The organism is Gordonia crocea (genome assembly GCF_009932435.1).
Classification (GTDB): Bacteria; Actinomycetota; Actinomycetes; order Mycobacteriales; family Mycobacteriaceae; genus Gordonia; species Gordonia crocea.
In genome coordinates, this window is record NZ_BJOU01000001.1 from 2,103,234 (window position 1) to 2,123,586 (window position 20,353).

Annotated in this window: 23 protein-coding genes and 1 pseudogene; 15 read left to right on the plus strand and 9 right to left on the minus strand. The window is 68.0% G+C overall.

Annotated elements, in window-relative coordinates; all coding sequences use genetic code 11:
• Position 1: 1 nt before the first annotated feature.
• The 4 genes and pseudogenes from nbrcactino_RS09960 (at position 2) to nbrcactino_RS09975 (ending at position 3,011) form a co-directional block, all read left to right on the plus strand.
• On the plus strand, positions 2–1,252 hold the full coding sequence (locus nbrcactino_RS09960; protein ID WP_228460764.1) for an MFS transporter: 1,251 nt from the start codon (positions 2–4) through the stop codon (positions 1,250–1,252).
• On the plus strand, positions 1,249–2,253 hold the full coding sequence (locus tag nbrcactino_RS09965) for an arsenic resistance protein (protein ID WP_228460765.1): 1,005 nt from the start codon (positions 1,249–1,251) through the stop codon (positions 2,251–2,253). Before nbrcactino_RS09960 ends, nbrcactino_RS09965 begins: the two co-directional genes overlap by 4 nt.
• A 9-nt stretch (positions 2,254–2,262) precedes the next feature.
• Positions 2,263–2,559 (plus strand): annotated as a pseudogene (locus nbrcactino_RS09970) (helix-turn-helix domain-containing protein); the annotation flags it as partial.
• A gap of 74 nt (positions 2,560–2,633) precedes the next feature.
• Positions 2,634–3,011 carry a hypothetical protein gene (locus nbrcactino_RS09975; RefSeq protein ID WP_228460766.1) on the plus strand — a complete coding sequence of 126 codons (378 nt, stop codon included), beginning with the start codon at positions 2,634–2,636 and terminating at the stop codon, positions 3,009–3,011.
• A 19-nt stretch (positions 3,012–3,030) separates the two neighbouring features.
• On the opposite strand, the gene nbrcactino_RS09980 is transcribed toward nbrcactino_RS09975, so the two are convergent.
• Positions 3,031–3,627 (minus strand): LGFP repeat-containing protein, encoded by a 597-nt coding sequence (locus tag nbrcactino_RS09980; protein ID WP_161927205.1) that lies wholly within the window; start codon positions 3,625–3,627, stop codon positions 3,031–3,033.
• Between the two features lie 161 nt (positions 3,628–3,788).
• Positions 3,789–5,081 carry a flavin monoamine oxidase family protein gene (locus nbrcactino_RS09985; RefSeq protein WP_161927206.1) on the minus strand — a complete coding sequence of 431 codons (1,293 nt, stop codon included), beginning with the start codon at positions 5,079–5,081 and terminating at the stop codon, positions 3,789–3,791.
• A gap of 66 nt (positions 5,082–5,147) precedes the next feature.
• Between nbrcactino_RS09985 and nbrcactino_RS09990 the strand changes: the two genes are divergently transcribed.
• A complete protein-coding gene (locus nbrcactino_RS09990; protein ID WP_161927207.1) occupies positions 5,148–5,711 on the plus strand; it encodes a TetR/AcrR family transcriptional regulator in 564 nt (187 codons plus the stop codon).
• Between the two features lie 132 nt (positions 5,712–5,843).
• On the opposite strand, the gene nbrcactino_RS09995 is transcribed toward nbrcactino_RS09990, so the two are convergent.
• Entirely contained in the window at positions 5,844–7,385 is a 1,542-nt protein-coding gene (locus tag nbrcactino_RS09995; protein WP_161927208.1) for an acyl-CoA carboxylase subunit beta, read from the minus strand.
• Positions 7,386–7,452: 67 nt separating this feature from the next.
• Between nbrcactino_RS09995 and nbrcactino_RS10000 the strand changes: the two genes are divergently transcribed.
• The 3 genes from nbrcactino_RS10000 to nbrcactino_RS10010 are packed head-to-tail and all read left to right on the plus strand — an operon-like array spanning position 7,453 to position 9,760.
• Complete coding sequence (locus nbrcactino_RS10000; RefSeq protein ID WP_161927209.1) at positions 7,453–7,872, plus strand: nitroreductase family deazaflavin-dependent oxidoreductase; 420 nt, start codon at positions 7,453–7,455, stop codon at positions 7,870–7,872.
• A 20-nt stretch (positions 7,873–7,892) separates the two neighbouring features.
• On the plus strand, positions 7,893–8,756 hold the full coding sequence (locus nbrcactino_RS10005) for an alpha/beta fold hydrolase (protein WP_161927210.1): 864 nt from the start codon (positions 7,893–7,895) through the stop codon (positions 8,754–8,756).
• 5 nt (positions 8,757–8,761) lie between these two features.
• Complete coding sequence (locus tag nbrcactino_RS10010) at positions 8,762–9,760, plus strand: NAD-dependent epimerase/dehydratase family protein (protein WP_161927211.1); 999 nt, start codon at positions 8,762–8,764, stop codon at positions 9,758–9,760.
• Positions 9,761–9,771: 11 nt separating this feature from the next.
• On the opposite strand, the gene nbrcactino_RS10015 is transcribed toward nbrcactino_RS10010, so the two are convergent.
• Complete coding sequence (locus tag nbrcactino_RS10015) at positions 9,772–10,305, minus strand: hypothetical protein (protein WP_161927212.1); 534 nt, start codon at positions 10,303–10,305, stop codon at positions 9,772–9,774.
• A gap of 23 nt (positions 10,306–10,328) precedes the next feature.
• Between nbrcactino_RS10015 and nbrcactino_RS10020 the strand changes: the two genes are divergently transcribed.
• The 3 genes from nbrcactino_RS10020 to nbrcactino_RS10030 all read left to right on the plus strand — a co-directional run bounded on the left by nbrcactino_RS10020 (position 10,329) and on the right by nbrcactino_RS10030 (position 11,973).
• The gene (locus tag nbrcactino_RS10020) at positions 10,329–11,117 is read left to right on the plus strand and encodes an SDR family oxidoreductase (RefSeq protein ID WP_161927213.1); all 789 of its coding nucleotides are present in this window, start codon (positions 10,329–10,331) and stop codon (positions 11,115–11,117) included.
• Between the two features lie 7 nt (positions 11,118–11,124).
• Positions 11,125–11,607 carry a nuclear transport factor 2 family protein gene (locus tag nbrcactino_RS10025; RefSeq protein ID WP_161927214.1) on the plus strand — a complete coding sequence of 161 codons (483 nt, stop codon included), beginning with the start codon at positions 11,125–11,127 and terminating at the stop codon, positions 11,605–11,607.
• A gap of 210 nt (positions 11,608–11,817) precedes the next feature.
• Positions 11,818–11,973 (plus strand): hypothetical protein, encoded by a 156-nt coding sequence (locus nbrcactino_RS10030; protein WP_161927215.1) that lies wholly within the window; start codon positions 11,818–11,820, stop codon positions 11,971–11,973.
• A 142-nt stretch (positions 11,974–12,115) separates the two neighbouring features.
• Here nbrcactino_RS10030 and nbrcactino_RS10035 read toward each other — a convergent pair whose 3' ends face one another.
• Genes nbrcactino_RS10035 through nbrcactino_RS10045 form a run of 3 tightly spaced genes read right to left on the minus strand, consistent with a single transcriptional unit; the run spans position 12,116 to position 15,275 of the window.
• Positions 12,116–13,150 carry a TIGR03617 family F420-dependent LLM class oxidoreductase gene (locus nbrcactino_RS10035; protein ID WP_161927216.1) on the minus strand — a complete coding sequence of 345 codons (1,035 nt, stop codon included), beginning with the start codon at positions 13,148–13,150 and terminating at the stop codon, positions 12,116–12,118.
• Positions 13,150–14,235, minus strand: a complete 1,086-nt coding sequence (locus nbrcactino_RS10040; protein WP_161927217.1) for an NAD(P)H-dependent amine dehydrogenase family protein — start codon at positions 14,233–14,235, stop codon at positions 13,150–13,152. Before nbrcactino_RS10040 ends, nbrcactino_RS10035 begins: the two co-directional genes overlap by 1 nt.
• Positions 14,232–15,275, minus strand: a complete 1,044-nt coding sequence (locus nbrcactino_RS10045; protein ID WP_161927218.1) for a Rieske 2Fe-2S domain-containing protein — start codon at positions 15,273–15,275, stop codon at positions 14,232–14,234. The genes nbrcactino_RS10040 and nbrcactino_RS10045 overlap by 4 nt, the downstream gene beginning before the upstream one ends.
• 60 nt (positions 15,276–15,335) lie before the next feature.
• Here nbrcactino_RS10045 and nbrcactino_RS10050 point away from each other — a divergent pair, with 60 nt between their 5' ends.
• Positions 15,336–15,992 (plus strand): TetR/AcrR family transcriptional regulator, encoded by a 657-nt coding sequence (locus nbrcactino_RS10050; protein ID WP_161927219.1) that lies wholly within the window; start codon positions 15,336–15,338, stop codon positions 15,990–15,992.
• A gap of 26 nt (positions 15,993–16,018) precedes the next feature.
• Positions 16,019–17,059 carry an LLM class F420-dependent oxidoreductase gene (locus tag nbrcactino_RS10055; protein ID WP_161927220.1) on the plus strand — a complete coding sequence of 347 codons (1,041 nt, stop codon included), beginning with the start codon at positions 16,019–16,021 and terminating at the stop codon, positions 17,057–17,059.
• On the opposite strand, the gene nbrcactino_RS10060 is transcribed toward nbrcactino_RS10055, so the two are convergent.
• Together nbrcactino_RS10060 and nbrcactino_RS10065 are read right to left on the minus strand one after the other, a co-directional pair.
• Complete coding sequence (locus tag nbrcactino_RS10060; protein ID WP_161927221.1) at positions 17,056–18,516, minus strand: WS/DGAT/MGAT family O-acyltransferase; 1,461 nt, start codon at positions 18,514–18,516, stop codon at positions 17,056–17,058. The two genes, nbrcactino_RS10055 and nbrcactino_RS10060, sit on opposite strands and share 4 nt — an antisense overlap.
• Before the next feature lie 44 nt (positions 18,517–18,560).
• Positions 18,561–18,872, minus strand: coding sequence for a hypothetical protein (locus tag nbrcactino_RS10065; protein ID WP_228460767.1), 312 nt, complete (start codon positions 18,870–18,872; stop codon positions 18,561–18,563).
• Between the two features lie 48 nt (positions 18,873–18,920).
• Between nbrcactino_RS10065 and nbrcactino_RS10070 the strand changes: the two genes are divergently transcribed.
• Together nbrcactino_RS10070 and nbrcactino_RS10075 are read left to right on the plus strand one after the other, a co-directional pair.
• Complete coding sequence (locus nbrcactino_RS10070; protein WP_161927223.1) at positions 18,921–19,634, plus strand: CPBP family intramembrane glutamic endopeptidase; 714 nt, start codon at positions 18,921–18,923, stop codon at positions 19,632–19,634.
• 86 nt (positions 19,635–19,720) lie between these two features.
• A complete protein-coding gene (locus nbrcactino_RS10075) occupies positions 19,721–20,350 on the plus strand; it encodes a hypothetical protein (RefSeq protein WP_161927224.1) in 630 nt (209 codons plus the stop codon).
• Positions 20,351–20,353: the final 3 nt, after the last annotated feature.

A 20,353-nucleotide genomic window follows, 5' to 3' on the forward strand; every position in this document is an offset into this window, starting at 1 on the left:
GGTGCCCCAGCAACGAATCGAGACCACCACCGATATGTCGGTTCCCGCCAACGACCCCGTCGAGCCCGCGTCCAGCCGCGGGCCGCAGACCGCCGCCCTCATGGTCGTGCTCGCGGCGGTCATGATCGGCACGACGATGCCGACGCCCATCTATGCGGAATACGAACGCGCCTTCGGGTTCTCGGTTCTGACCGTCACGGTCGTGTACGCGATGTACGCGGTGGGCGTGCTCGCCGCGCTGATGGCATTCGGCACCTGGTCCGACGTCCTCGGGCGACGGCCGGTACTCGCGCTCGGCATCGTCTTCGCCGCCGCCTCCGACGCGGTCTTCCTGCTCGCCGACAACACCGCAATGCTGCTCATCGCCCGTATCGTCTCCGGGATGTCGGCCGGCGTGTTCGTCGGCACCGCATCGGTGGCGGTGATCGAGATGGCCCGCGGCCGGCTCGCTACCCGGGCGCCGCTGTTGGCGACCCTCGCCACCGTCGGCGGTCTCGGGTTGGGTCCGGTCATCGCCGCCATGCTCGTCACGTGGGCGCCGCAGCCGCTGCGCACCTCCTACTGGGTCCACCTGGGGCTGATGGTGCTGGCCGCCGGCCTCGTCCTCGTCGTCCCCGAAACCCGCGGACGCCACCGCGAGGAGCGGCTCGGGTTCCTCCCCCTGACGGTCCCGCCGGTCGTCCGGCCGTTCTTCATCCGCGCCGCGCTCCTCGGTTTCGCCGGCTTCGCCGTGATGGGGTTGTTCACCGCCCTCGCGCCCACGATTGCGGCCCGGTACACCGGCATCGACTCGACCATCGGGCAAGCCCTGCTCGCGGTCACCGTGATGGCCGGATCGTTGATCGGGCAGATCGGCGGGCGCCGGTTGGCCGATGAGATCGCCGAGGCGGTCGCGATCGCGCTGATGGTCGTCGGGATGTCCTTGCTCATCGCCGCCCTCCAGGCCGGCAACTGGGAGTTGCTCGCCGCCGCCGGGGTCATCGGCGGCAGCGGCCAGGGCGTGGCGTTCACCCGCGGCCTGTCGGGAATCGCCGCGCTGTCCCCGCCCGAGCACCGCGCCGCCACGACGTCGGCCTACTTCGTGATCACCTACATCGCAATCAGCGTGCCCGTGGTCGCCGAAGGCGTCCTGGCGACGGCGGTCGGCGTCCGCACCGCCGGAACCGTCTTCGCCGGTGTCGTCATCGTGCTCGCGCTTGTTGCGGGTGTGCTGGTGTGGCGCGAGGAGAACCGGGAGCGGGAACCCGCGTGAGGCGACCCGGGGGCGTGGCCTGGCTCGAGCGGCACCAGGTGCCGCTCTATTTGGCGGGCATCGCCTCGGGCGCCGCGGTGGGCGTGACCGTTCCCTCAGTCGTCGGTACCGCCGAGTCGTCGATCGAGCCCCTCCTCGGCCTGCTCCTCTACGCGACCTTCCTCGGGATCCCGTTCGCCCGGATCGGTGAGGCGCTGCGCGACTGGCGGTTCCTGACGACGGTCCTCGCGGTGAACTTCGTCGCCGTCCCCCTCGTCGTCTTCACCGTGTCCCGCCTGGTCGCCGACGACCAAGCACTGCTCATCGGCGTGCTGTTCGTCCTGCTCACCCCGTGTATCGACTACGTCATCGTGTTCAGCGGACTGGCCGGCGGGGCGACGGACCGACTCCTCGCAGCCGCACCGCTGCTGATGATCGTGCAGATGCTGTGCCTGCCCGCATACCTGTGGTTCTTCGTCGGCACGGACTTCGTGCGCACGGTCGAATTCGCACCGTTCGCGCAGGCGTTCGTGGTGTTGATCGTCCTCCCGTTGATCGCCGCCGGGCTGACCCAGCTCGCCAGTGCCCGCACCAGGTGGGGCGCCGTCGAAACACTCGCCACCGGTGCGATGGTGCCGTTGATGGTCGCCACCCTCGCCGTGGTCGTCGCATCCCAGATCGCCGGGGTCCGCGAGCAGATCGGCTCGTTGGCCGCAGTCATCCCGGTCTACGTGTTGTTCACCCTCGTCATGACCGTCGTCGGTGCCGCGGCCGGGCGAGTGGCCCGCCTGGATGCCCCGGGGCGGCGCAGCGTCGTGTTCAGCGGCGTCACCCGGAACTCGCTGGTGGTCCTGCCCTTGGTGCTCGCACTGCCGTCGGCCTACGACCTCGCGCCCCTCGTCGTCGTCACCCAGACGCTCGTCGAACTGGTCGTCATGGTGACGTTCGTGCGTCTCATTCCGCTTCTCATCGTCGACCGACGCGCGGCCAACGGGGTCGAACAGCGAGGCGCGCAGTCCTAGGCTGGAACCATGGACCAGCGAGGTGAGATCCGCGAATTCCTCATCACCCGTCGTGCGAAGATCCAGCCCGAAGACACGGGGCTGCCGACGTTCGGGGGCACACGGCGGGTTCCGGGACTGCGCCGCGAAGAGGTCGCCCTCCTGGCGGGTGTGAGCGTGGAGTACTACACGCGGCTCGCACGCGGCGGCCTCGCGGCGGCGTCGGACAGTGTGCTGCACGCCGTGGCGCGCGCTCTGCGACTCGACGACGCCGAGCGGGAACACCTGTTCAACCTCGCTCGCACGGTCCAGCGACCACCCGTCCCGGACAACCGGCGGCCGCCCACCTCGACGGCGCTCTCGCCGCATCGACGGCGCGGCGCGACACCCAGATTCGGCAGGTGGCCGCGACGATCGCCGATTCGATCGCCGCCCGGCCGATCATGTGCGACCTCGTCAGTGCCCAGTCGGCGGTGTTGGAGCACAACATCTCCCCCGAGGTGGCACTGCGCCACAAGCACGCCATCGGTCGCGAAGTCGAAACGATCGTGGCGGCGATCGTCCGCGCGATCCCCGACCTCACCGCCGCACAGGCCTACCAGGTGATCGCATACACCCTGCTACTCACCGCCGGGGCCTGGCCGCAGACCCGCCCACCGGCCGCGCTGCAGGCGGCCTACGAGAGCGACCCCGCCGTCGCCGCCACCCAGATGGACTTCACCGAGACCATCCGTGATCTGATCACGGTGGCCATCGCCGGCCAGCTCGCGATCAGCTGACCGGCGACAGTGGTGGCGACTACTTCGTCGGCACCACCTTGCCGTTGACCGTGACCGTCACCTTGCCGTTGGTCGTGTTGAAAACGATCTTGCCGTGCTCGAAGTTGGACCGCTTGTAGTGGCCGACGGTGAATTCGTCGCTCGTCGCCGCCCCCAGCGGACCGGCCGAGCCGTTCTTCCCCGTGGCCGACGGCTTGCCGTCGGGGGCGCGGTTGACGTTCCACGCATCGCGGATCTTGCCCCAGGTGATGTAGGCCGGGGTGCCCGCCTCCTTGTTCTTCGCGGTGATGACCCCGCCCTTGAACTGCTGGAACACGACGCCACTCGACCGCGTTCCGGCGTTGCGGTCGCCGGTGAGCGGTACCCCGAGATCCTTTTTCTGCTCGGCGCTCAGCGCCGAGTACTTGGCGGCGATCGGGCCGGACAGCGTCACCTCGGTGCCGTCGGCACCCTTGAGCTTGACGTCGGCAACGGCGGGTGCCGACGCCGACGTGGCCTCGCTCGGGCTCGCGGATGTGTCATTCCCGCTGTTGCTGTCGCATCCCGCAACAATGGCGGCGGCGGCCGCCACACTCGCAACAATCCCCGCCGAGCGGCGCAACACAGTCCTGTTCATGGGTTCCCTCTCAATAGCCGCGAAATGGATCCGTCAGTGCGCGCCATGCGGCACACCGTCCGCACGATAACCACGCCCAGGCGCCGAACGGGGCCGAATCGCACCCTTCAACCCCGCTAGTTTTTATGAATGAGCTGCGGCGATTCCGGCAATGCGGACAGTCAGAGTGCTGCCAGGGCCTCGCCGGCTGCGCGGCGACCCGACCGGATCGCCCCTTCGAAGTACCCGTTGAAACGGTCTGCAGTCTCGGTTCCGGCCCAGTGGATGCGTCCCGTCGGTCGGGCTCGCTCGGCGCGGACAGCGGCAAGTTGACGCAGAGTCGGCAGACCCATATATCCCCCCTCGGCGAACTGGTCGTGCTGCCACGACTTCTCGTGAAAGCTCAGCGGGCTGGCGACTCCCGGCCCGAAGTGGTCGGCGACCGCTCTAAGAACGGCGACCCGACGAGCATCAGCGCTCAATGCGTCCAGGCCCACCGCAGCCGGTCCGGGCACCAGGACGCACAGATGTCCGGGGCCGTCGGGCGGCGAGACATCGAAAGCTGACCGGATCGGACCGTCGAGCATCAACGCCTGGCCGTCGCAGCCGTGGTCGCGCCAGAACGGTCGCGGGTAGACAGCGACGGCCTTGTACACCGACCCCATGCGGAGGCTGTGCTGCAGTTCTGTGTGTGCGCCGGGCAACGCGGGTCGGTAAACGATGCGCGTCGTAGCCGGCGGCGCCACCGCGATGATGACGCGACTCGCGCGCATCGCTCCCCCGGCAGTGCCGACGGTCACCCCCGCTGTCGACTGCTCGATCTCGGTGACCCGCTCGTTCAGAGCGATACGATCGCCGAGCTCGTCGGCCATCGCCTCGGCGAGGGCGCCCGCTCCCCCGACGATGAGCGAGTCTTGAGCGCCTCCCCTCACGGTCAGCATTTCCCTGATGCCCCCGGACCCGGCGAACATGTCGGCGACTGCCGAGATCGACACATCGTCGGCGTGGCGGCAGGTGAGCTCGGTCAGTGCGACGTCAAGGAGGCGCCGCGCCTGCTTCGGCTTGACCGTCGCCAGCCAATCACTCAGCCGACGGTCATCGCGGACCCCCACCCCAGAGCGAACGGCAAGCGCCAACCGGGTCAGGCCCACCGCAACTCCGGCCCCTGTCATCGAGACCAGCGGGATCGGTCTCCCGCCGACGAGAACCGTCTGCTTACCCACGTCGTAAGACGGGAACAGGTCTATCCCCATGTCCGCGACTAACGCCCGAAGCTCGCTGTGCTGCGAACCCACCCACTGCCCACCCAGGTCGACGGCACTGTTCGCGGCCGACGTCTCCGTCAAGGCCCGACCGCCTACGCGGCTCGCAGCCTCGAGCACCCGGACCGAGGCGCCTGCCTCGAGCAGAGCGCGGGCCGCCGTCAGTCCGGCGAACCCCGCTCCGATCACCACCACATCGGCTTCCTGTGCCACGACGCTCTCCCCGTATATGAAACGTGCGTTGTATAACAAGTGTGACACATCTACTAGGATGGTGCCATGCCCCGACTCGTCGATCCCGAAGCCCGTCGCGCGACGATCAACGCGGCCGTGGTCGACATCGTCGGCGAGTCCGGTTTCGCCGCCGCCACCATGCGGGCCGTCGCCGATCGCATCGGCGCCTCGACGTCGGCGGTCACCCACTACGTCGAGTCGCGTGACGACCTGCTCCGCGTCGCCGTTCGCGGTGAAGTCAATCGCCGGATCAGTGAAGCCGATGAGGTGATTGGCGGCAGGTCCGGCGCGGAGGGTCTGCGCGCGCTGCTCGATTGGGCCTTGATCGGGCGGTCGCAAACCGCCCACAGGTTCTGGCTCGCAGCCATCGTCGCGGCGGCAGATCAAGCCGTGGTCGCCACCGAACTGGCACGGTTCAACGAGTGGTGGAGTGCCCGCGTACGCGGCTTCCTCGCCGACACCGCGGTCCGCGATGTCGACGCTTCAGCAGATCTGATCGGCGTTCTGGTCGACGGCCTCATCATCAACGGGTTCTACGGCGACGCGCCGGCTACGTCCGCCCGTCGGGCGCAGATCCTTGACCTGGTCTGGTCCGCGCTGGACCTCTAGTCGCGGCGCGGATACTCCTGCTCCACCATCTTCTCCCCCGCGTCGGCGACACGCTCATCGGCGTGACGATCGGCGTCGTCATCGCCGCACTGACCCTGAACCGGACCGACCGGTTGTTGGTGGGTTAGCCGGTCACCAAGCGTCGACGGGGCGTCCGCTCCCCGTCACCGGTCCGGCGGCGGCCAACGTGTGGGCGATCGCCTGCCGCGTCTGTGCCGGATCGACGATGTCCTCGACCTCGAACACTTCGGCCGCGTTGAACGACCGCGATGATTCATTGAGCATGGCGGTCAGCTCTCGAACCCGCTTTTCGCGCTCTGCGTCGTCGTCGATGGCGGCGAGTTCCTTGCGGGCGGCGAGCCGCACCGCCCCCTCGGGGCCCATGGCGCCGAGCGTCGCGCCCGGCCAGGCCATGGTGATCAACGGCGCTTTGAGACTCCCGAAGCACATGGCCTGCGCACCCAATCCGTAGGCACGGCGCAGGATCACCGCGATGCTCGGCACCCGCATGGCGCCCGCGGCGATGAGTAGTCGGCTGCAGTGGCGGACCAGCGCGTCGCGCTCGTAGTCGGGGCCGACCATGTAGCCCGGGGTGTCCAGCAGCGACACCAGGGGAATCCCGAACGAGTCGCACAGCTGCACGAAACGCGCCGCCTTGTCGCTTCCCGGTCCGGTGACCGTGCCGGCCATGTGCATGCTGTTGTTGGCCAGGATCCCCACCGGACGCCCTTCGATCCGCACGAGCGCGGTGATCATCTCGGGCGCAAACTTGGGCCGCAGAATGGTCACCGAATCCCGATCGGCCAGCCGCGTGATGACCGGGACGGTGTCGAAGGCGGTGCGACTGCTCTCCGGCACCGCATCGCGCAACGGATCCTGGTCGTGCGCCTTCCAGTCGTCGGTCGGGCCGTGGAAGTAGCCCAACAACCGGCGGGCCGCGGCGGTCGCCTCGGCCTCGTCGGCGACGACGAGGTCGACGACCCCGTTGGGTTCCTGCATGGAGACCGGGCCGATCTCCTCGGCCGCGTACTCCCCCAGCCCGCCGCCGGCGATCATCGCCGGTCCGGCCATGCCGATCGACGCCGACGCGGTGGCGATGAGGAAGTCCGAGCAACCGGCAATGACGGCATTGCCCGCGAAGCACGACCCGTTCACGATGCTGATGCGCGGCGACTTGCCCGACAGGCTCGCCCACAGCGCGAAAGACTCGGCGTCCAGGGCGCTGACCAGTGGGAAATCGGTGTCGTTGGGCCGCCCGCCACCGCCCTCGGCGAAGAACACCACCGGGACACCGGTGCGTTCGATGACGTCGAACATCCGGTCGGTCTTCTTGTGGCCGCGCATCCCCTGGGTACCGGCCATCACGGTGTAGTCATAGGCCAGTACCGCCGTCGCCCGACCGTCCACCGATCCCATCCCCGCGACGATTCCGTCGGCCGGCGTGGTGGCGATCAGTTCGTCGCGCGACCGGCGCATCCGTTGGCCGGCGACGGCGTAGCGGCCCCACTCGACCCACGAATCCTCATCGACGAGGTCGGCGACATTCTCCCGGGCCGTCCGACCACCCTTCGCGTGGCGTTTGGCCACCACATCCGCGCGCGCCGGGTCCTCGGTCAGTGCGCGTCGTCGTCGGAGTTCGGCCACATCGGCCCGTTCGCTTGGCTCGTTACCCACAAACCCTCCTCGGTCACCCTCGACGTCAGCATAATTGGGGGCACCGAGACAACCGACGGGATGCGCAATGAGTGACTGGAACACCGCGATCATCAACGAATTCCGCGAGAACAACGGCAAAGTGGGCGGCGCCTTCGAGGGCGCGCCGATGGTCCTGGTCCACCACGTCGGGCGTAAATCCGGCACGGCATACGTCACCCCGATGATGTATCTGCCCGACGAGGACGACGAGAAGACCATCTATGTTTTCGCCTCCAAGGCCGGGGCACCGACCAATCCAGCTTGGTACCACAACCTCGTCGCCGCGGGGACCGCGCGCGTCGAGGTGGGGTCCGATACCTACGACGTGGGAGTGCGCGAGCTCGTCGGCCCCGAGCGGGACCGCGTCTTCGACGAACAGGCCCGGCGCTATCCGGGATTCGCCGGGTACGCCGAAAAAGTTGCCGGCATCCGCACCATCCCGGTCCTGGCGCTCCGCCGCGACTGACCCGATTGAAAGGCCCGACCATGGTTTCGCCCCAGCAGTTCGACTTCACCGACAGCACCGGCACCACCCTGGCCGCGTACCACTGGGCTCCCGAGGGGCCGCCGCGCGCGGCCGTCGAGATCGTCCACGGCATGGGCGAGCACGTGCTGCGGTATCAGGGTCTGGCCGACGCCCTGTGCGCGCAGGGATTCGCCGTCTACGGATATGACCAGCGCGGGCACGGGGCCAGCATCGCCGGCGAGCCGGGCGCGATCGGCGCGGACGGCTGGGCCGGGCTCGTCGCCGACATCGGCGAGTTCGGGCGGTTGATCCGCGAACGCGAACCCGGACTCCGGCTGGGCCTGGTCGCACACAGTATGGGATCGTTCGCCACCCAGCAGGCCCTGCTGGCCGACAGCGAGGTATTCGACGCGGTGGTGCTGTCCGGGACCGCCGCGATGGACATCCTCGAACCCGCCCTGGACCTGTCCGCCCCGCTGGACCTGGCCATGTTCAACGCCGCCTTCGCCCCGGCGCGCACCGACTACGACTGGCTCAGCCGCGACGAGGAGCAGGTCGACCGCTACGTCGCCGACCCGCTGTGCGGTTTCGGTCTCGACGTCGAGGCGGGTGCCGCGATGTTCGTCGGCGCCCGCGCTCTTGCCGATCCGGCGAACGTCGCACAGATCCGGTCCGGTCTGCCGGTGTTGATCGCCGTCGGCGACCAGGATCCGGTCAACGGCGGACTCGGGCTGTTCGAGCCGCTCGTCGAGCGATTCCGTGCCGCCGGGCTCGACGTCACGCCCATCGTTTACGAAGGCGCCCGCCACGAGATCCTCAACGAGACCAACCGGGACACGGTCATCGCCGACGTCACCGGGTGGCTCGCCGACCGGCTGGTCTGACCGCCTTGCCGACGGGCAAGAGCGTCGTCATCGGGGCCAGCGGCTTCCTCGGGGCCCATGTGGTGCGCGACCTCGTCGATTGCGGCGAGGAGGTGCGGGCGGTGGTGCGCACGACGAGCGATACACGCGGAATCGACGGCCTCGAGGTCGAACGGGTGACCGGCGACATCTTCGACCCCGCCTCGATGCACGCCGCCATCGCCGGGTGTGACGTCGTCTACTACTGCGTCGTCGACGCACGCCCGTGGTTGCGCGATGCGACGCCGATGTGGCGGACCAACGTCGAGGGTTTGCGCGGGGTCCTCGACGTCGTCGCACGAGCCGATCTGCGCCGGTTCGTGTTCACGAGTTCGGTGGCCACCATCGGCATACCCGCGGCTGGGCCGGCCACCGAGGAGGTGCGCAACAACTGGATGCGCCGTGGTGGCGAGTACGTGCAGACCCGGGTGGCCGCCGAGGACATGGTGATGACATACCGGGACACCCACGGGCTGCCCGCGGTGGCCATGTGCGTCGCGAACACCTACGGGGCCGGCGACTATCTCCCCACCCCGCACGGCGGAATGGTCAAAGCCGCCGTCTACGGCAAGATGCCCTTCTACGTCGAGGGCATCGGAGCCGAAGTGGTGGGAATTGCCGACGCCGCCCGTGCGATGACGCTCGCCGCCGACCGCGGCCGCCCTGGTGAGCGCTATATCGTCGCGGAGCGATACATGTCGCCGAAGGAGATTTTCGCTGTCGCGTGCGAGGCGGTCGGTGTCGAACCACCGTCGAAAGCCGTCTCGGTTCGACGGCTCACGGCGATGGCCGGTGCCGCCAGTCTGGCCCCGCGACTGCGGCGCACCACGTCATTGTTGACGCCGACCTCGGTGCGGCTCATGCACATCATGCCGCGGATGGACCACGGCAAAGCCGTCGGCGAACTCGGGTGGGCTCCCGCTCCGACCCCCGACGCGATCGCCGAGGCGGCCCGCTTCTACCTCGGACAGCGGCGGCGCCCCTGACCGGGACGGTCTCAGCGGGTTTCGCCGACGGGGCCCTGGGTCTTGCGCAGCGCCAACCACTCCCAGATCCCGATGATCACGACGACGAGCGCGCCGACGAGGGCGAGCCACCTCAGGTCGCCGGACGCGACGGCGACAACGACCACCAACGCGATCAGCGCGACGATGTTGACGGCCGTCACCACGGCGAGCACCGCTCGCAACGGCCACCGCGCGGGCGCCAACCACAGGGCGACACCCCACGCTGCGAGTGCAACGCCGACAACAGCGTGCACGGCCGTCGGCATCACGGTGTGGACCAGACCCAAGACGATCACCGCGATGCCGGCGAGCACACTGATCACCGCGTCGACGTGCAGGGCCAACCGTCCGGACCGGAATCCCGCGCACCGCGACGGTTTGTGCGTGGACAGCGAGCCCGTCACGACCCGCGTCGCGCACTGCTCGCAGTCCGCGCAGCAGGCAACGACATGCTGGATCGACGGGTCCCGATGACAGGCGCAGACGCATTCGTCTCCGGCAACGACTTCAAGGTTGGCAGCCATGCGTCAAGCGTAATGTGTGGCCGGTGATCCTCGACATGTTCCGTCTGGACGGAAAAGCCGCCATCGTCACCGGGGCTGGGCGCGGCCTCGGCGCCGCCACCGCCGTTGCTTTTGCCGAAGCCGGTGCGGACGTCGTCATCTCCGCGCGCACCGCCGCCGACCTCGACTCGGTCGCCGAGCGCATCCGGGCCACCGGCCGGCGTGCCGTCGTGGTGCCGGCCGACCTGTCGGAGGCGGAGCCGTCGCTTCTCGTCGATGCGGCCATCGCCGAATTGGGCCGGCTCGACATCTTGGTCAACAACGTCGGCGGCGCCTATCCGAAGCCCTTCCTCGACACGCGCGGCAAAGACCTCGACCGCGCGTTCAACTTCAATGTGACTGTGGCACACGAGATCCTGGTCGCCTCTGTCCCGCATCTGCTCAAGAACCCCGACGGCGGCTCGGTCATCAACATCACCTCGGCGGTCGGCCGGCTTCCAGGCCGTGGGTTCGCCGTCTACGGCACGGTGAAGGCCGCACTGGCGCACTACACCCGCGTCGCCGCGCTGGACCTCAATCCCCGGATCCGCGTCAACGCGATCGCCCCGGGGGCGATTCTGACGTCGGCCCTCGAGGTGGTGGCGGCCGACGACGGAATGCGCGGCGCCATTGAGGAGCGCACCCCTGCGCACCGTCTCGGCAAACCCGAGGAGATCGCCGCCACCGCACTCTTCCTCGCCTCGGACGCCGGTGCATATCTCACCGGAAAGGTGCTGGAGGTCGACGGCGGCCTCCTCGCCCCCAACTTCGACCTCCCGCTCCCCGATCTGTGAGGAATCCATGAGCCTCGATGCCGCCGCGTTGGCCGACATCCACGACATCATCACTCTCAAGTACCGCTACGGGCGTTGTCTCGACAACCGACTGTGGGACGAGTTCGGCGAGACGCTGAGCGAGGACGCGACGGCCCGGTACGGCACGGTCACCCAGGGCGAGCCGCTGCACTTCGACGGACGTGCCGCCATCGTCGACTACATGCGCACGTCGCTGACCGGCAGCATCGTGTCCACCCACACCTTCGGCAATCCGGAGATCGTCGTCGACGGTGATTCGGCGACGGGCAGTTGGTCGATGTCCGACGTCGTCATCGCCCCGGACTTCGACACGGTCATCACCGGTACTTCCTACTACTCCGACCGCTACCGACGCATCGACGGGCGCTGGTACATCAGCCATACCGAGTACTACCGCCTCTACGAGGCCGTGGCCCCGATGGGCAGCAGCGGTATGCAGCTCATCGCCAACCGTTGGGCCACTCCGTAACGAGTGCGCGCTCTGATTCCTCTCCCCCTGGGCTGCCCTGGAGTGGGAGCATTCCGCCGTCTTCCCGATCGCCATCACCGCAGTTCCAGCGATATTTTCGGGCTGTGTCAGACCTCTGATCTAGTGTTCTTTGTAGATAGAAGACCAGCAGCACGAAGTTTCTAACGCGGGTTCGCACAATGTGATGCGAACTCGGATCTGGGGGGGCACATGAACCACGACGAACTCGCCGCATTCGTCACCGACCTGGCCGATGATTTGGTGTCGGCTGCGGATGATTTGCCGGGCCCAACGCCTGAAAGAGGTGACTGGATCCGCTGCCACCACCGACGCACCCTCACCCTCGCTGACCACGCCGCCGCCTAAACCCGGCCACATTCGCCTCAGCCTTCCACCCAGCGATTTCGACCCAGCGCAGCACCTTCGGTCCCGAACAACCATGGGGCCACACACGTACCTTGAGAACTCCATAGCGAAAGCGGCCCGGTCGGGGCCGGTCCACTACGCCCTACGGCGCATGAACGACCCCGGCCACTCCCGCGGCATGCAGTTCGGCCACCAGGTCGGAGACTGCGGCACCGTCGGGCTCGTATGCCGGGAAGTAGCAGCAGACCTCGTCGGCAACGTCACCGAAGCGGCGGCGGATTTCGGCCGCACAGTCGGCCGGGTTTCCGACTATGCCGATCCGCGCCACCATCTCGTCGGTGATCAGCGATCGCATCGCCGGATAGTCGCCCTGTTTCGACAGCCGGTTCAGCTCGGGATGGATCTCGCCCCACCCCTCCGCATCGAGGACGGGGCGGTAGGCGGGCGTCGAGCCGTAGAACGCGATGAGGAAGGCCACCCCGTCGACTGCCGCGCGTAACTGGGCGTCGTCGTTCCCGACGGCGACCATGACCTGCGGGATGATGGGGAACTCGCCGATCGAGCGCCCCGACCGCCGCAGCCCCTCCTCGACGGCGGGCATGGTCCGGTCGGCGAAATGGCGAATCGTGTTGAACGGCATGACGAGCAGACCGTCGGCAACCTCGGCGGCCGTGCGCGTCATGATCGGCCCGAGCGCGCCCATGAGGACGGGCGGCCGACCGTATCGATTGGGTCCGGGGTTGAAGTTCGGCGGCATCAGGGTGTGCGTGTGGAATTCGCCGCGGAAGTCCAACGGCCGCTCGCCCTCCCACGCCGCGAAGACCGCCTTGACCGCCCGAACTGTTTCGCCGACGAAGCGCGCCGGCGGATGCCACGTGGCGCCATAGCGCTTCTCGACGTGAACCTTGATCTGCGAACCCAGCCCCAACCGGAATCGGCCCTTCGACAACGCTTGTAGGTCGTAGGCCGCATGCGCCAGATGAACCGGGCTGCGGGGTCCGACGATGGCGACGTTGGTCATCAGGTCTAGTGACGTCTGCGCGGCGGGCACCAGGGGAAGGAACACGTCGTGGGGTCCTTCGAAGGTGAATGCCCCATCGGCGCCCCGCCCGGCGAGTGCGCGCGCGTTCTCCCCGGCCCGCGGCAGCGACCCGTCGAGTTGCAGCCACACGCGCACTAGAGCTTGAACCTCCCGGCAAAGGCGCGCAGCGGAAGGTCGTTGCTGGTGACAATCCCGGGTGCCGCCGCGACGACCGACCTCAGTGAGTTCAGAGCCGGAAGGCCGGTGACCGTCATGCCGATCGAGGCGAAGTTCTCCGGGTTCGACAGGTCGACGCCCTTGGCCGGGAACACCATGTGCTTGTTGTAGATCATCGGATCACCGGTGATCTGGGTGATGTAGCAGCCACGGATGTTCCAAGCCGGGTCGGTGTGGGGCGTCATCTGCCATTCGAGGTGGGACTCAACGCGGGGCACCCCGTCGACCATGCCCTGGTACTTGATGTAGTTGGCGCCCAGCGATCCCTCCGGCAGGAAGTACCACCCCAGGTCGACGTCCTTGGTGCACGCGCCGAGCTCGTAACTGAACGTCACCTCGTCGAGCGTCAGGTCGAAGGCTTGGGCCATCAGATAAACCGAGTCGGCGAAGACCGCGGTGTACTTGTACAACGAGTCCGGGATCGTCGGGTCGTCGATCGGCCGCCCGTACCCGACCGCCTTCCACGTGTCGACGGAGTGGTGGCAGGACACGTCGACCGACTCGGTGACGGTGACGTTCTCGATGTCGGCGACATCCGCCGAGTTGGCGATCGCGAGGATTTGGTTCAAACCCGGATTCATCCCGGTTCCGTAGAACGTGGCCTGCCCCACCTGACACGCGGCGGCAATCACGTCGCTGACCTTGCGGCCCGACGGATGGGGGTGGTTGGTGTCGCGGTGGAATCCGGTGATCCAGTCCGCCGTGGTCACCACGTTGATCCCCGCTTCGAGTACCTCGACGTAGAGATCCTCGTCGGGGAAGACGCCGTGAAAGGTCACCACGTCGGGGCGCGCGGCGATGATCTCGGCCACCGTCCCGGTGGCCACCACCCCGATCGGGCCGATCCCGACGATCTCGCCGGCGTCCCGGCCGATCTTGTCCGCGGTGTAGCAGTGCAGTCCGACGAGTTCGAGATCCGGATGTGCCTGGATTCGCCCGATCATCTCGGTGCCCAGGTTTCCAGTCGCGACCTGGAAGACGCGGATCTTGTCGGTGGTGGTCATGCGTGTCCTCTCACGATGGCGCCGCTGTACGGGCGATTGGGGTCGACGGCGAGGACCTCGCCCTCGGGGTAGAACTGTTGGGCCCAGTGGCGCAAGGCGGTGAACCCGGCGAACTCCTTCGGCGACAGCGCCGGCGGATCGGAATACCGCTGGTGCGACCAGATCTCGATATCGGCTTCGAACTGCTCGATGATGAGCCCGGCCATCGCCGTTCCGTAGTCGGTGATCGGGCCGGTCTCCTCCCCCGGCTTGCGCCCGATCCACACGGTGAAGCGGACGTCGCAGGTGTGGTCGTCGACGGGGGTGATGGCCGGCATGGTCCGGTTGTCGAGCATGCCGAAGCTCTTTGTCAGCGAGCAGCCCAGACCGGCGTTGATCGATTCGACGCGACTGCTGGTGGACTCCAGCGTCGCACCCTCGTCGAAGGCGATGGTGAAGTCGACGAAGGAGATCGGCCCGGAGAAGTCATGCCGGGTGAACTCCGGCATGAACGGAGTCTTGTGCACGAACTTGAAGTGCGCGAAGTCCACCCCGTTCTCCAGCACGTACTGGGGATGCATCTCCAGCCGCGAGCGGAACAGGGTCGCCGCCGGCACCGGCGGGTAGTAGTCGGCGGCGGTCTGGTCGTCGTCAAAGTCGGCGAACATGTCGGGGACGTCGAAGTAGGGCTTCTTGTCGTCGGCGTCGAACCACATCCAGACGGCCTCGTTGCGCTCGCACGCCGGGTAGCTGCGGATGCGCCTGCCCCGATTGGGACGCTTTTCGTACGGGATGCACACGTTGCGGCCGTCTTGGTTCCACTCCCAGCCGTGGAACGGGCAGACGAGGTTCTCCCCGTCGACGTGACCGCCGTGACCGAGGTGGGCGCCCAGGTGTTCGCAGTAGGCGTCGAAGATCGACAGCCGTCCCGACGCCGACCGCCACGCGACCAGGTCGCGGCCGAAGTACGTCATCGTGTGGACGTCGCCGATGGCGATCTCCGACGACCAGGCGACCTGGAACCAGCCGGTGGGCTCCATGGAAAGTGGGGTGCGGGCCATGCGAGAAACACTACATAGAACCCTCTATGAAAATGGGTCGTTTCGCCTAGGATCATGGTCATGACCACCGAGACGGCACCCGGCCGGCGGGCCAATCGCCGCGGGACGGCCACGCGCGAGAACATGATCGCCGCGGCGATCGCCTCGCTGGCCACCGGCGACCCTGCGGCGGTGTCGGGCAACCGGATCGCCCGCGACATCGGCGTCACCTGGGGGGCGGTCAAATACCAGTTCGGCGACATCGACGGACTGTGGGCCGCCGTCCTCCGCCACACCGCCGACCTGCGCGGGGACCTCCCCGCCAGCGCCCACCCGGGCGGCACGCTGACGCAGCGGGTGACCGCGCTCGTCGACGTGATGCTCGTCGGGCTGCGCACGCCCGAATCACTGGCGATCGAGACACTGCGCGCCGCGCTGCCCCGCGACGTCGACGAACTCGAACGCGACTTCCCACTTACCGCCGCGGAGTTCGCCTCGTGGAAACCCGGATGGGACGAGGCATGCGAGCGGGCCTTCGCCGATCTCGACGTCGACCCGGTCCGCGTCCGGCAGATGGCCGCACTGATCCCCGCAGCCATGCGCGGCCTCACCTCAGAGCGGATGTTGGGTACCTATGGTGACCTCGACGAGGCCCGCACCGGCCTGATCGACGCCATCGCCGCCCTCTTGAGCCTCGGTGCCGAAAAGCCGCCGAAGCACCCCGACCCCATTGCGTGATCGGACACAGCGGGTAGGTTGCCCTTATGAAACTTGGTCTGCAGTTGGGGTACTGGGGCGCCGACCCCGTTCCGAATCACGGCGAATTGGCCCGGGCCGCCGAAGCCGCCGGCTTTGACGCCGTCTTCACCGCCGAGGCGTGGGGATCAGATGCCTACACGCCGCTGGCCTGGTGGGGTTCACAGACCGAGAAGGTCCGCCTGGGCACCTCCGTCCTGCAGTTGTCGGCCCGCACACCCACCGCCTGCGCGATGGCTGCGCTGACGCTCGACCACCTGTCCGGCGGCCGCCACATCGTCGGCCTCGGCGTCTCCGGCCCCCAGGTCGTCGAGGGTTGGTACGGACAGAAGTTCCCCAAGCCCCTCGCCCGGACCCGTGAGTACATCGACATCATGCGCCAGGTCTGGGCCCGCGAAGCACCTGTCACCAGCGACGGCCCGCACTACCCGCTGCCACTGACCGGCGAGGGCACGACCGGTCTGGGTAAGCCGCTCAAGTCGATCACCCATCCGTTGCGCTCGGACATCCCGATCTTCCTCGGTGCCGAAGGCCCCAAGAACATCGCCCTGGCCGCCGAGATCGCCGACGGCTGGTTGCCGATCTTCTACACGCCCCGCCTCGCCGACCAGTACAACGAGTGGCTCGACGAGGGATTCGCGCGTGCCGGTGCCCGGCGCAGCCGCGAAGACTTCGAGATCTGTGCCACCGCGCAGATCGTCGTCACCGACGACCGTGCGGCCGCGATGACCGCGATCAAACCGTTTGTCGCGCTGTACATGGGCGGGATGGGCAGCGAGGACACCAACTTCCACGCCGACGTCTACCGCCGGATGGGGTACGCCGACGTCGTCGACGAGGTGACTGCGCTGTTCCGCAGCAACCGCAAGGACGAGGCCGCGGCGATCATCCCCGATGCGGTCGTCGACGACGCGGCGATCGTCGGTGACGTCGACTATGTGCGGGCCAAGGTCCGCGAGTGGGAAGCCGCCGGCGTGACCACGATGCTGGTCACCGCCCGCGACGAGAAGCAGATCAACGACCTGGCCTCGGTCGTCGGGACCGCCTAGGCGAGTTGTTCGGCCTGTTCCCGCAGCTTGGTCAACTCCAGCGGGAAATAGTCGACGAGTAGTTCTGGATCGGGCACGGCCGCCGGGCACGCGATGATCCCGACGTGCACGATGCCGTTGTTCGACAGCACTGTCACGTTGAGCCCGGCGCCGTGGAAGATCGGCCCCAACGGGTACAGGGCGTCGATCTTGGCCCCCATGAAGTAGAGCGGCATCTGCGGACCCGGCACGTTGGAGATGACGAGGTTGTGCACCACCGGGCCGCGCTCGGAGATCCGCAGCGCGGCATAGGTGCGCATGGCGAGACCGAAGGTGCGCGGCGGGGCGAACTCGGCCCAATCCTGCAGTGCGTCAGCAGGAATCGCCTTCTGATGCTCTTTGGCGTTGCGGTTCGCCTCCCCCATCGCGATGAGTCGCTCCCACGGGTCGTCGATGTCGGTGCCGAGCCGGGCGAACAGCGCCGAAACCTTGTTCATCCCCTCGGACCGCTGGGATTCTTCCCGCACCGAAACCGGAACCGTCGCCAACAGCGGTGCGTCCGGCAGGTCGTTGTGGTCGGCCAGATAGCGCCGCAGCGCCCCGCCGGCGATGGTCAGCACCACGTCGTTGACCGTCGCCCCACTGAGGCGCCGGATCTCCTTGAAGTCGTCGAGCAGCATGTCAGTGACGCCGATCGAGCGCTGGCCGGTGATGTTGTTGTTGAACGGGGTGCGCGGCGCCTTGAACGGCGGGGCCATGGCGGTCCCGCGACGCATCCGTTCGACGGTCTTGACCACCACGTCGACCGATGGTTGGATGATGCGGGTCAGGTTGAAGGGACGCGCCAAGCTGGCCACGAAGCCGCGTCCGAAGATCTCCAACGCCCCCGGCTCGCCCTGGTCGGCGTCGTCGTAGTCGGCGCCCATCGTCGCGGCCACCGGCGCGGCGTCGGGTTCCAGCGCACACAGGTGCGACACGATGCTGGCGCCCGACGCACCGTCGACCGCGGCATGGTGCATCTTCGCGAAGACGACGACCTTGTCGCTCGCCCCAGCCAGATCGGCGGACTTCTCCGCCGCCGAGCCGCGACCCGTGTCGTGGTAGCCCTCGATCACCCACATCTCCCACAGCGGATGGTGGCGGCTGAGCGGCAGCGACGCGAGGTGGGTGATCAGCTCGATGAGCTCGGCGTATCCGCCGTCACCGGGGAGTGCGACGCGGTGCACGTGCCGGTTGATGTCGAAATGGGTGTCGTGCACCCACACCGGGTGGGCGATCTCGAACGGAACCTTGCGGACCTTCCGGGTGAACTGCGGGATCCCGGCGACGGCGACGTCGAGGGCGTCGCGGAACTTGCCGAACTCGTAGCCGCCGGGGCTCGTGGCGGGATCGAGCACGAAGAGGGCGCACACGTGCATCAGCTGCTCGGGGGTTTCCAGGTACAAGAAGCTGGCGTCGAGTCCGCTGAGGTGTTCCATACAGTCGAGCCTAGTGTTGTCGGGCGTCACACTTGGCGGCAACGTCAGTTCGTGTCGCGGCTCGTGATGTGCCACAGCCCGCACCGGCAGCGGTAGACGTCGAGGGTGGGCCGCCGCAGCCGCCCCGCGCGCAGGACCGACACCGCCAACCAGGCCTCGCGTGCAGTGGCGTGTCCGGATTTGTCCGGGGTGGGACACACGGCATCGGCTTGTTCCACGCGCGGATCCTCGACCGCCGCGCGGTCGGTGCGCTCAGTGAGCGCTGCACGCTCGGTGCGCTCGGTGCGATCACTGCCGGTCCGCGCCTCGATGCGCCGGTAATAGCGCTCGAGCTCGGCGTCGTCGAAGAGTGCCATGACCCTGACAGTGTGCCACCGTGAGGCCCCACCCGATAGCATCGGCCAATGGCCCAGCTGACCGCGATCGACCGTCTGCACCCCGCGTTGATCGCGACGATCATCTTCGTGATCGCGAGCGCCAACCTCATCGCCCACTACGCCCACGGCCGCCTGATCATCCTGGTCATCCCGACGACGGCGTTGCTGTTGGGGGCCGCAGCCCTCATCAGCGGGCTGCACTGGCGCGATCTGGGCGCCACCCTGCCCCAACTCCGGGCCGGACTCCCCTGGGCCGCGGCCGTGGTGGCGATCGTGGTCGTCGTCATCGGCGTGGCGGTGGCGATTCCGCCGCTGCGGGAGTTCTTCCTCGAAGAGCGGTACCGCTCGGCCCGCACCGCCCTGTTGGCCGCATTCGTGGTCATCCCCCTGCAGACAGTGCTGCCCGAGGAACTGCTGTTCCGCGGCGTCCTCCAAGGCGCCCTGATGCGGACGTGGTCGGCCCCGGTCGCCCTGTCGGTCGGCGCGGTGCTCTTCGGCCTGTGGCACATCACCTCGTCGTTGAACCTGTCGGGCAGCAACCAAGGACTGCGCGACGCGGTGGGCGGCGGCGGCGCCGGCCGGATCGCCGGTGTCGTCCTGGCGGTGGTCGCGACCACCGCGGCGGGCTTCGTCTTCGGCTGGCTGCGCTACAAGACCGACAGCCTCCTGCCACCGATCGCCCTGCACTGGGCGATCAACGCCACCGGCGCCCTCGGTGCGGCACTGGTCTGGCGCCTGTAACACCCCCGACGGCCGCGGTGTCGGCCGCCGCGCGACGCCCGCGTCTTTGCCACCACAAACCGGCAAAGGTGTGCCACAGTAGCCGCATGACCAACGATGACTCGCCGAACGTTGTCCCCACCGACCCGGCCGTTCCCGCACCGGCCGAGGGTCACCCACCGGTCGAGGACACCCCTCCCGCGCCGGCCCCCAAGGGCCCGTCCTTCGGGGAGAAGGTCAGTCACCTGGTCAAACGCCTGCTACTCGCCCTCATCGGCGTCGCGATCCTGGTCATCGCCTACTTCATCCTGGCGGCCTTCGTCCCGCGGCAGTGGGGTGAGCGGATCGGCCGCCTCGTCGACGGCAGCCTGACCAGCGGCACCTTCATGGGGATCACCTTCGGCGTGGTGTGCACCCTGGTCCCCATCGTGTGTTTCGCCATGGCGGTGGCCTCCTGGGGACGCCTCAAGCACGTCATCGGCGTCCTCTTCCTCATCGTCGGCGTCGTGTTCGCGATCCCCAACCTGCTGACGCTTGCGGTCCACTCGGGCACCAACAACTCGGCGCAGATCGGGCGGCGCCTGCTGGAACAGAACGCGCCCGGATTCCAGGGCGGGACGCTCGTGGGGGCGATCATCGGTGCCGTGATCGCCCTGGTGATCGTGATCTTCATCGTCAACTACAAGGTGCGCGGCCAGAAGATCAAGGCCGTGAAGCACGCGGTCGAGACCGAGTAGCCC

Coding starts and splice junctions, on each gene's coding strand:
- nbrcactino_RS10055 (WP_161927220.1), top strand. CDS start 16,019: ATGAAACTTGGTCTGCAGTTGGGGTACTGGGGCGCCGACCCCGTTCCG.
- nbrcactino_RS10015 (WP_161927212.1), bottom strand. CDS start 10,305: ATGGCTGCCAACCTTGAAGTCGTTGCCGGAGACGAATGCGTCTGCGCC.
- nbrcactino_RS10005 (WP_161927210.1), top strand. CDS start 7,893: ATGGTTTCGCCCCAGCAGTTCGACTTCACCGACAGCACCGGCACCACC.
- nbrcactino_RS10050 (WP_161927219.1), top strand. CDS start 15,336: ATGACCACCGAGACGGCACCCGGCCGGCGGGCCAATCGCCGCGGGACG.
- nbrcactino_RS10060 (WP_161927221.1), bottom strand. CDS start 18,516: ATGGAACACCTCAGCGGACTCGACGCCAGCTTCTTGTACCTGGAAACC.
- nbrcactino_RS10030 (WP_161927215.1), top strand. CDS start 11,818: ATGAACCACGACGAACTCGCCGCATTCGTCACCGACCTGGCCGATGAT.
- nbrcactino_RS09990 (WP_161927207.1), top strand. CDS start 5,148: ATGCCCCGACTCGTCGATCCCGAAGCCCGTCGCGCGACGATCAACGCG.
- nbrcactino_RS10065 (WP_228460767.1), bottom strand. CDS start 18,872: ATGGCACTCTTCGACGACGCCGAGCTCGAGCGCTATTACCGGCGCATC.
- nbrcactino_RS09980 (WP_161927205.1), bottom strand. CDS start 3,627: ATGAACAGGACTGTGTTGCGCCGCTCGGCGGGGATTGTTGCGAGTGTG.
- nbrcactino_RS10000 (WP_161927209.1), top strand. CDS start 7,453: ATGAGTGACTGGAACACCGCGATCATCAACGAATTCCGCGAGAACAAC.
- nbrcactino_RS10040 (WP_161927217.1), bottom strand. CDS start 14,235: ATGACCACCACCGACAAGATCCGCGTCTTCCAGGTCGCGACTGGAAAC.
- nbrcactino_RS10075 (WP_161927224.1), top strand. CDS start 19,721: ATGACCAACGATGACTCGCCGAACGTTGTCCCCACCGACCCGGCCGTT.
- nbrcactino_RS10025 (WP_161927214.1), top strand. CDS start 11,125: ATGAGCCTCGATGCCGCCGCGTTGGCCGACATCCACGACATCATCACT.
- nbrcactino_RS10045 (WP_161927218.1), bottom strand. CDS start 15,275: ATGGCCCGCACCCCACTTTCCATGGAGCCCACCGGCTGGTTCCAGGTC.
- nbrcactino_RS10070 (WP_161927223.1), top strand. CDS start 18,921: ATGGCCCAGCTGACCGCGATCGACCGTCTGCACCCCGCGTTGATCGCG.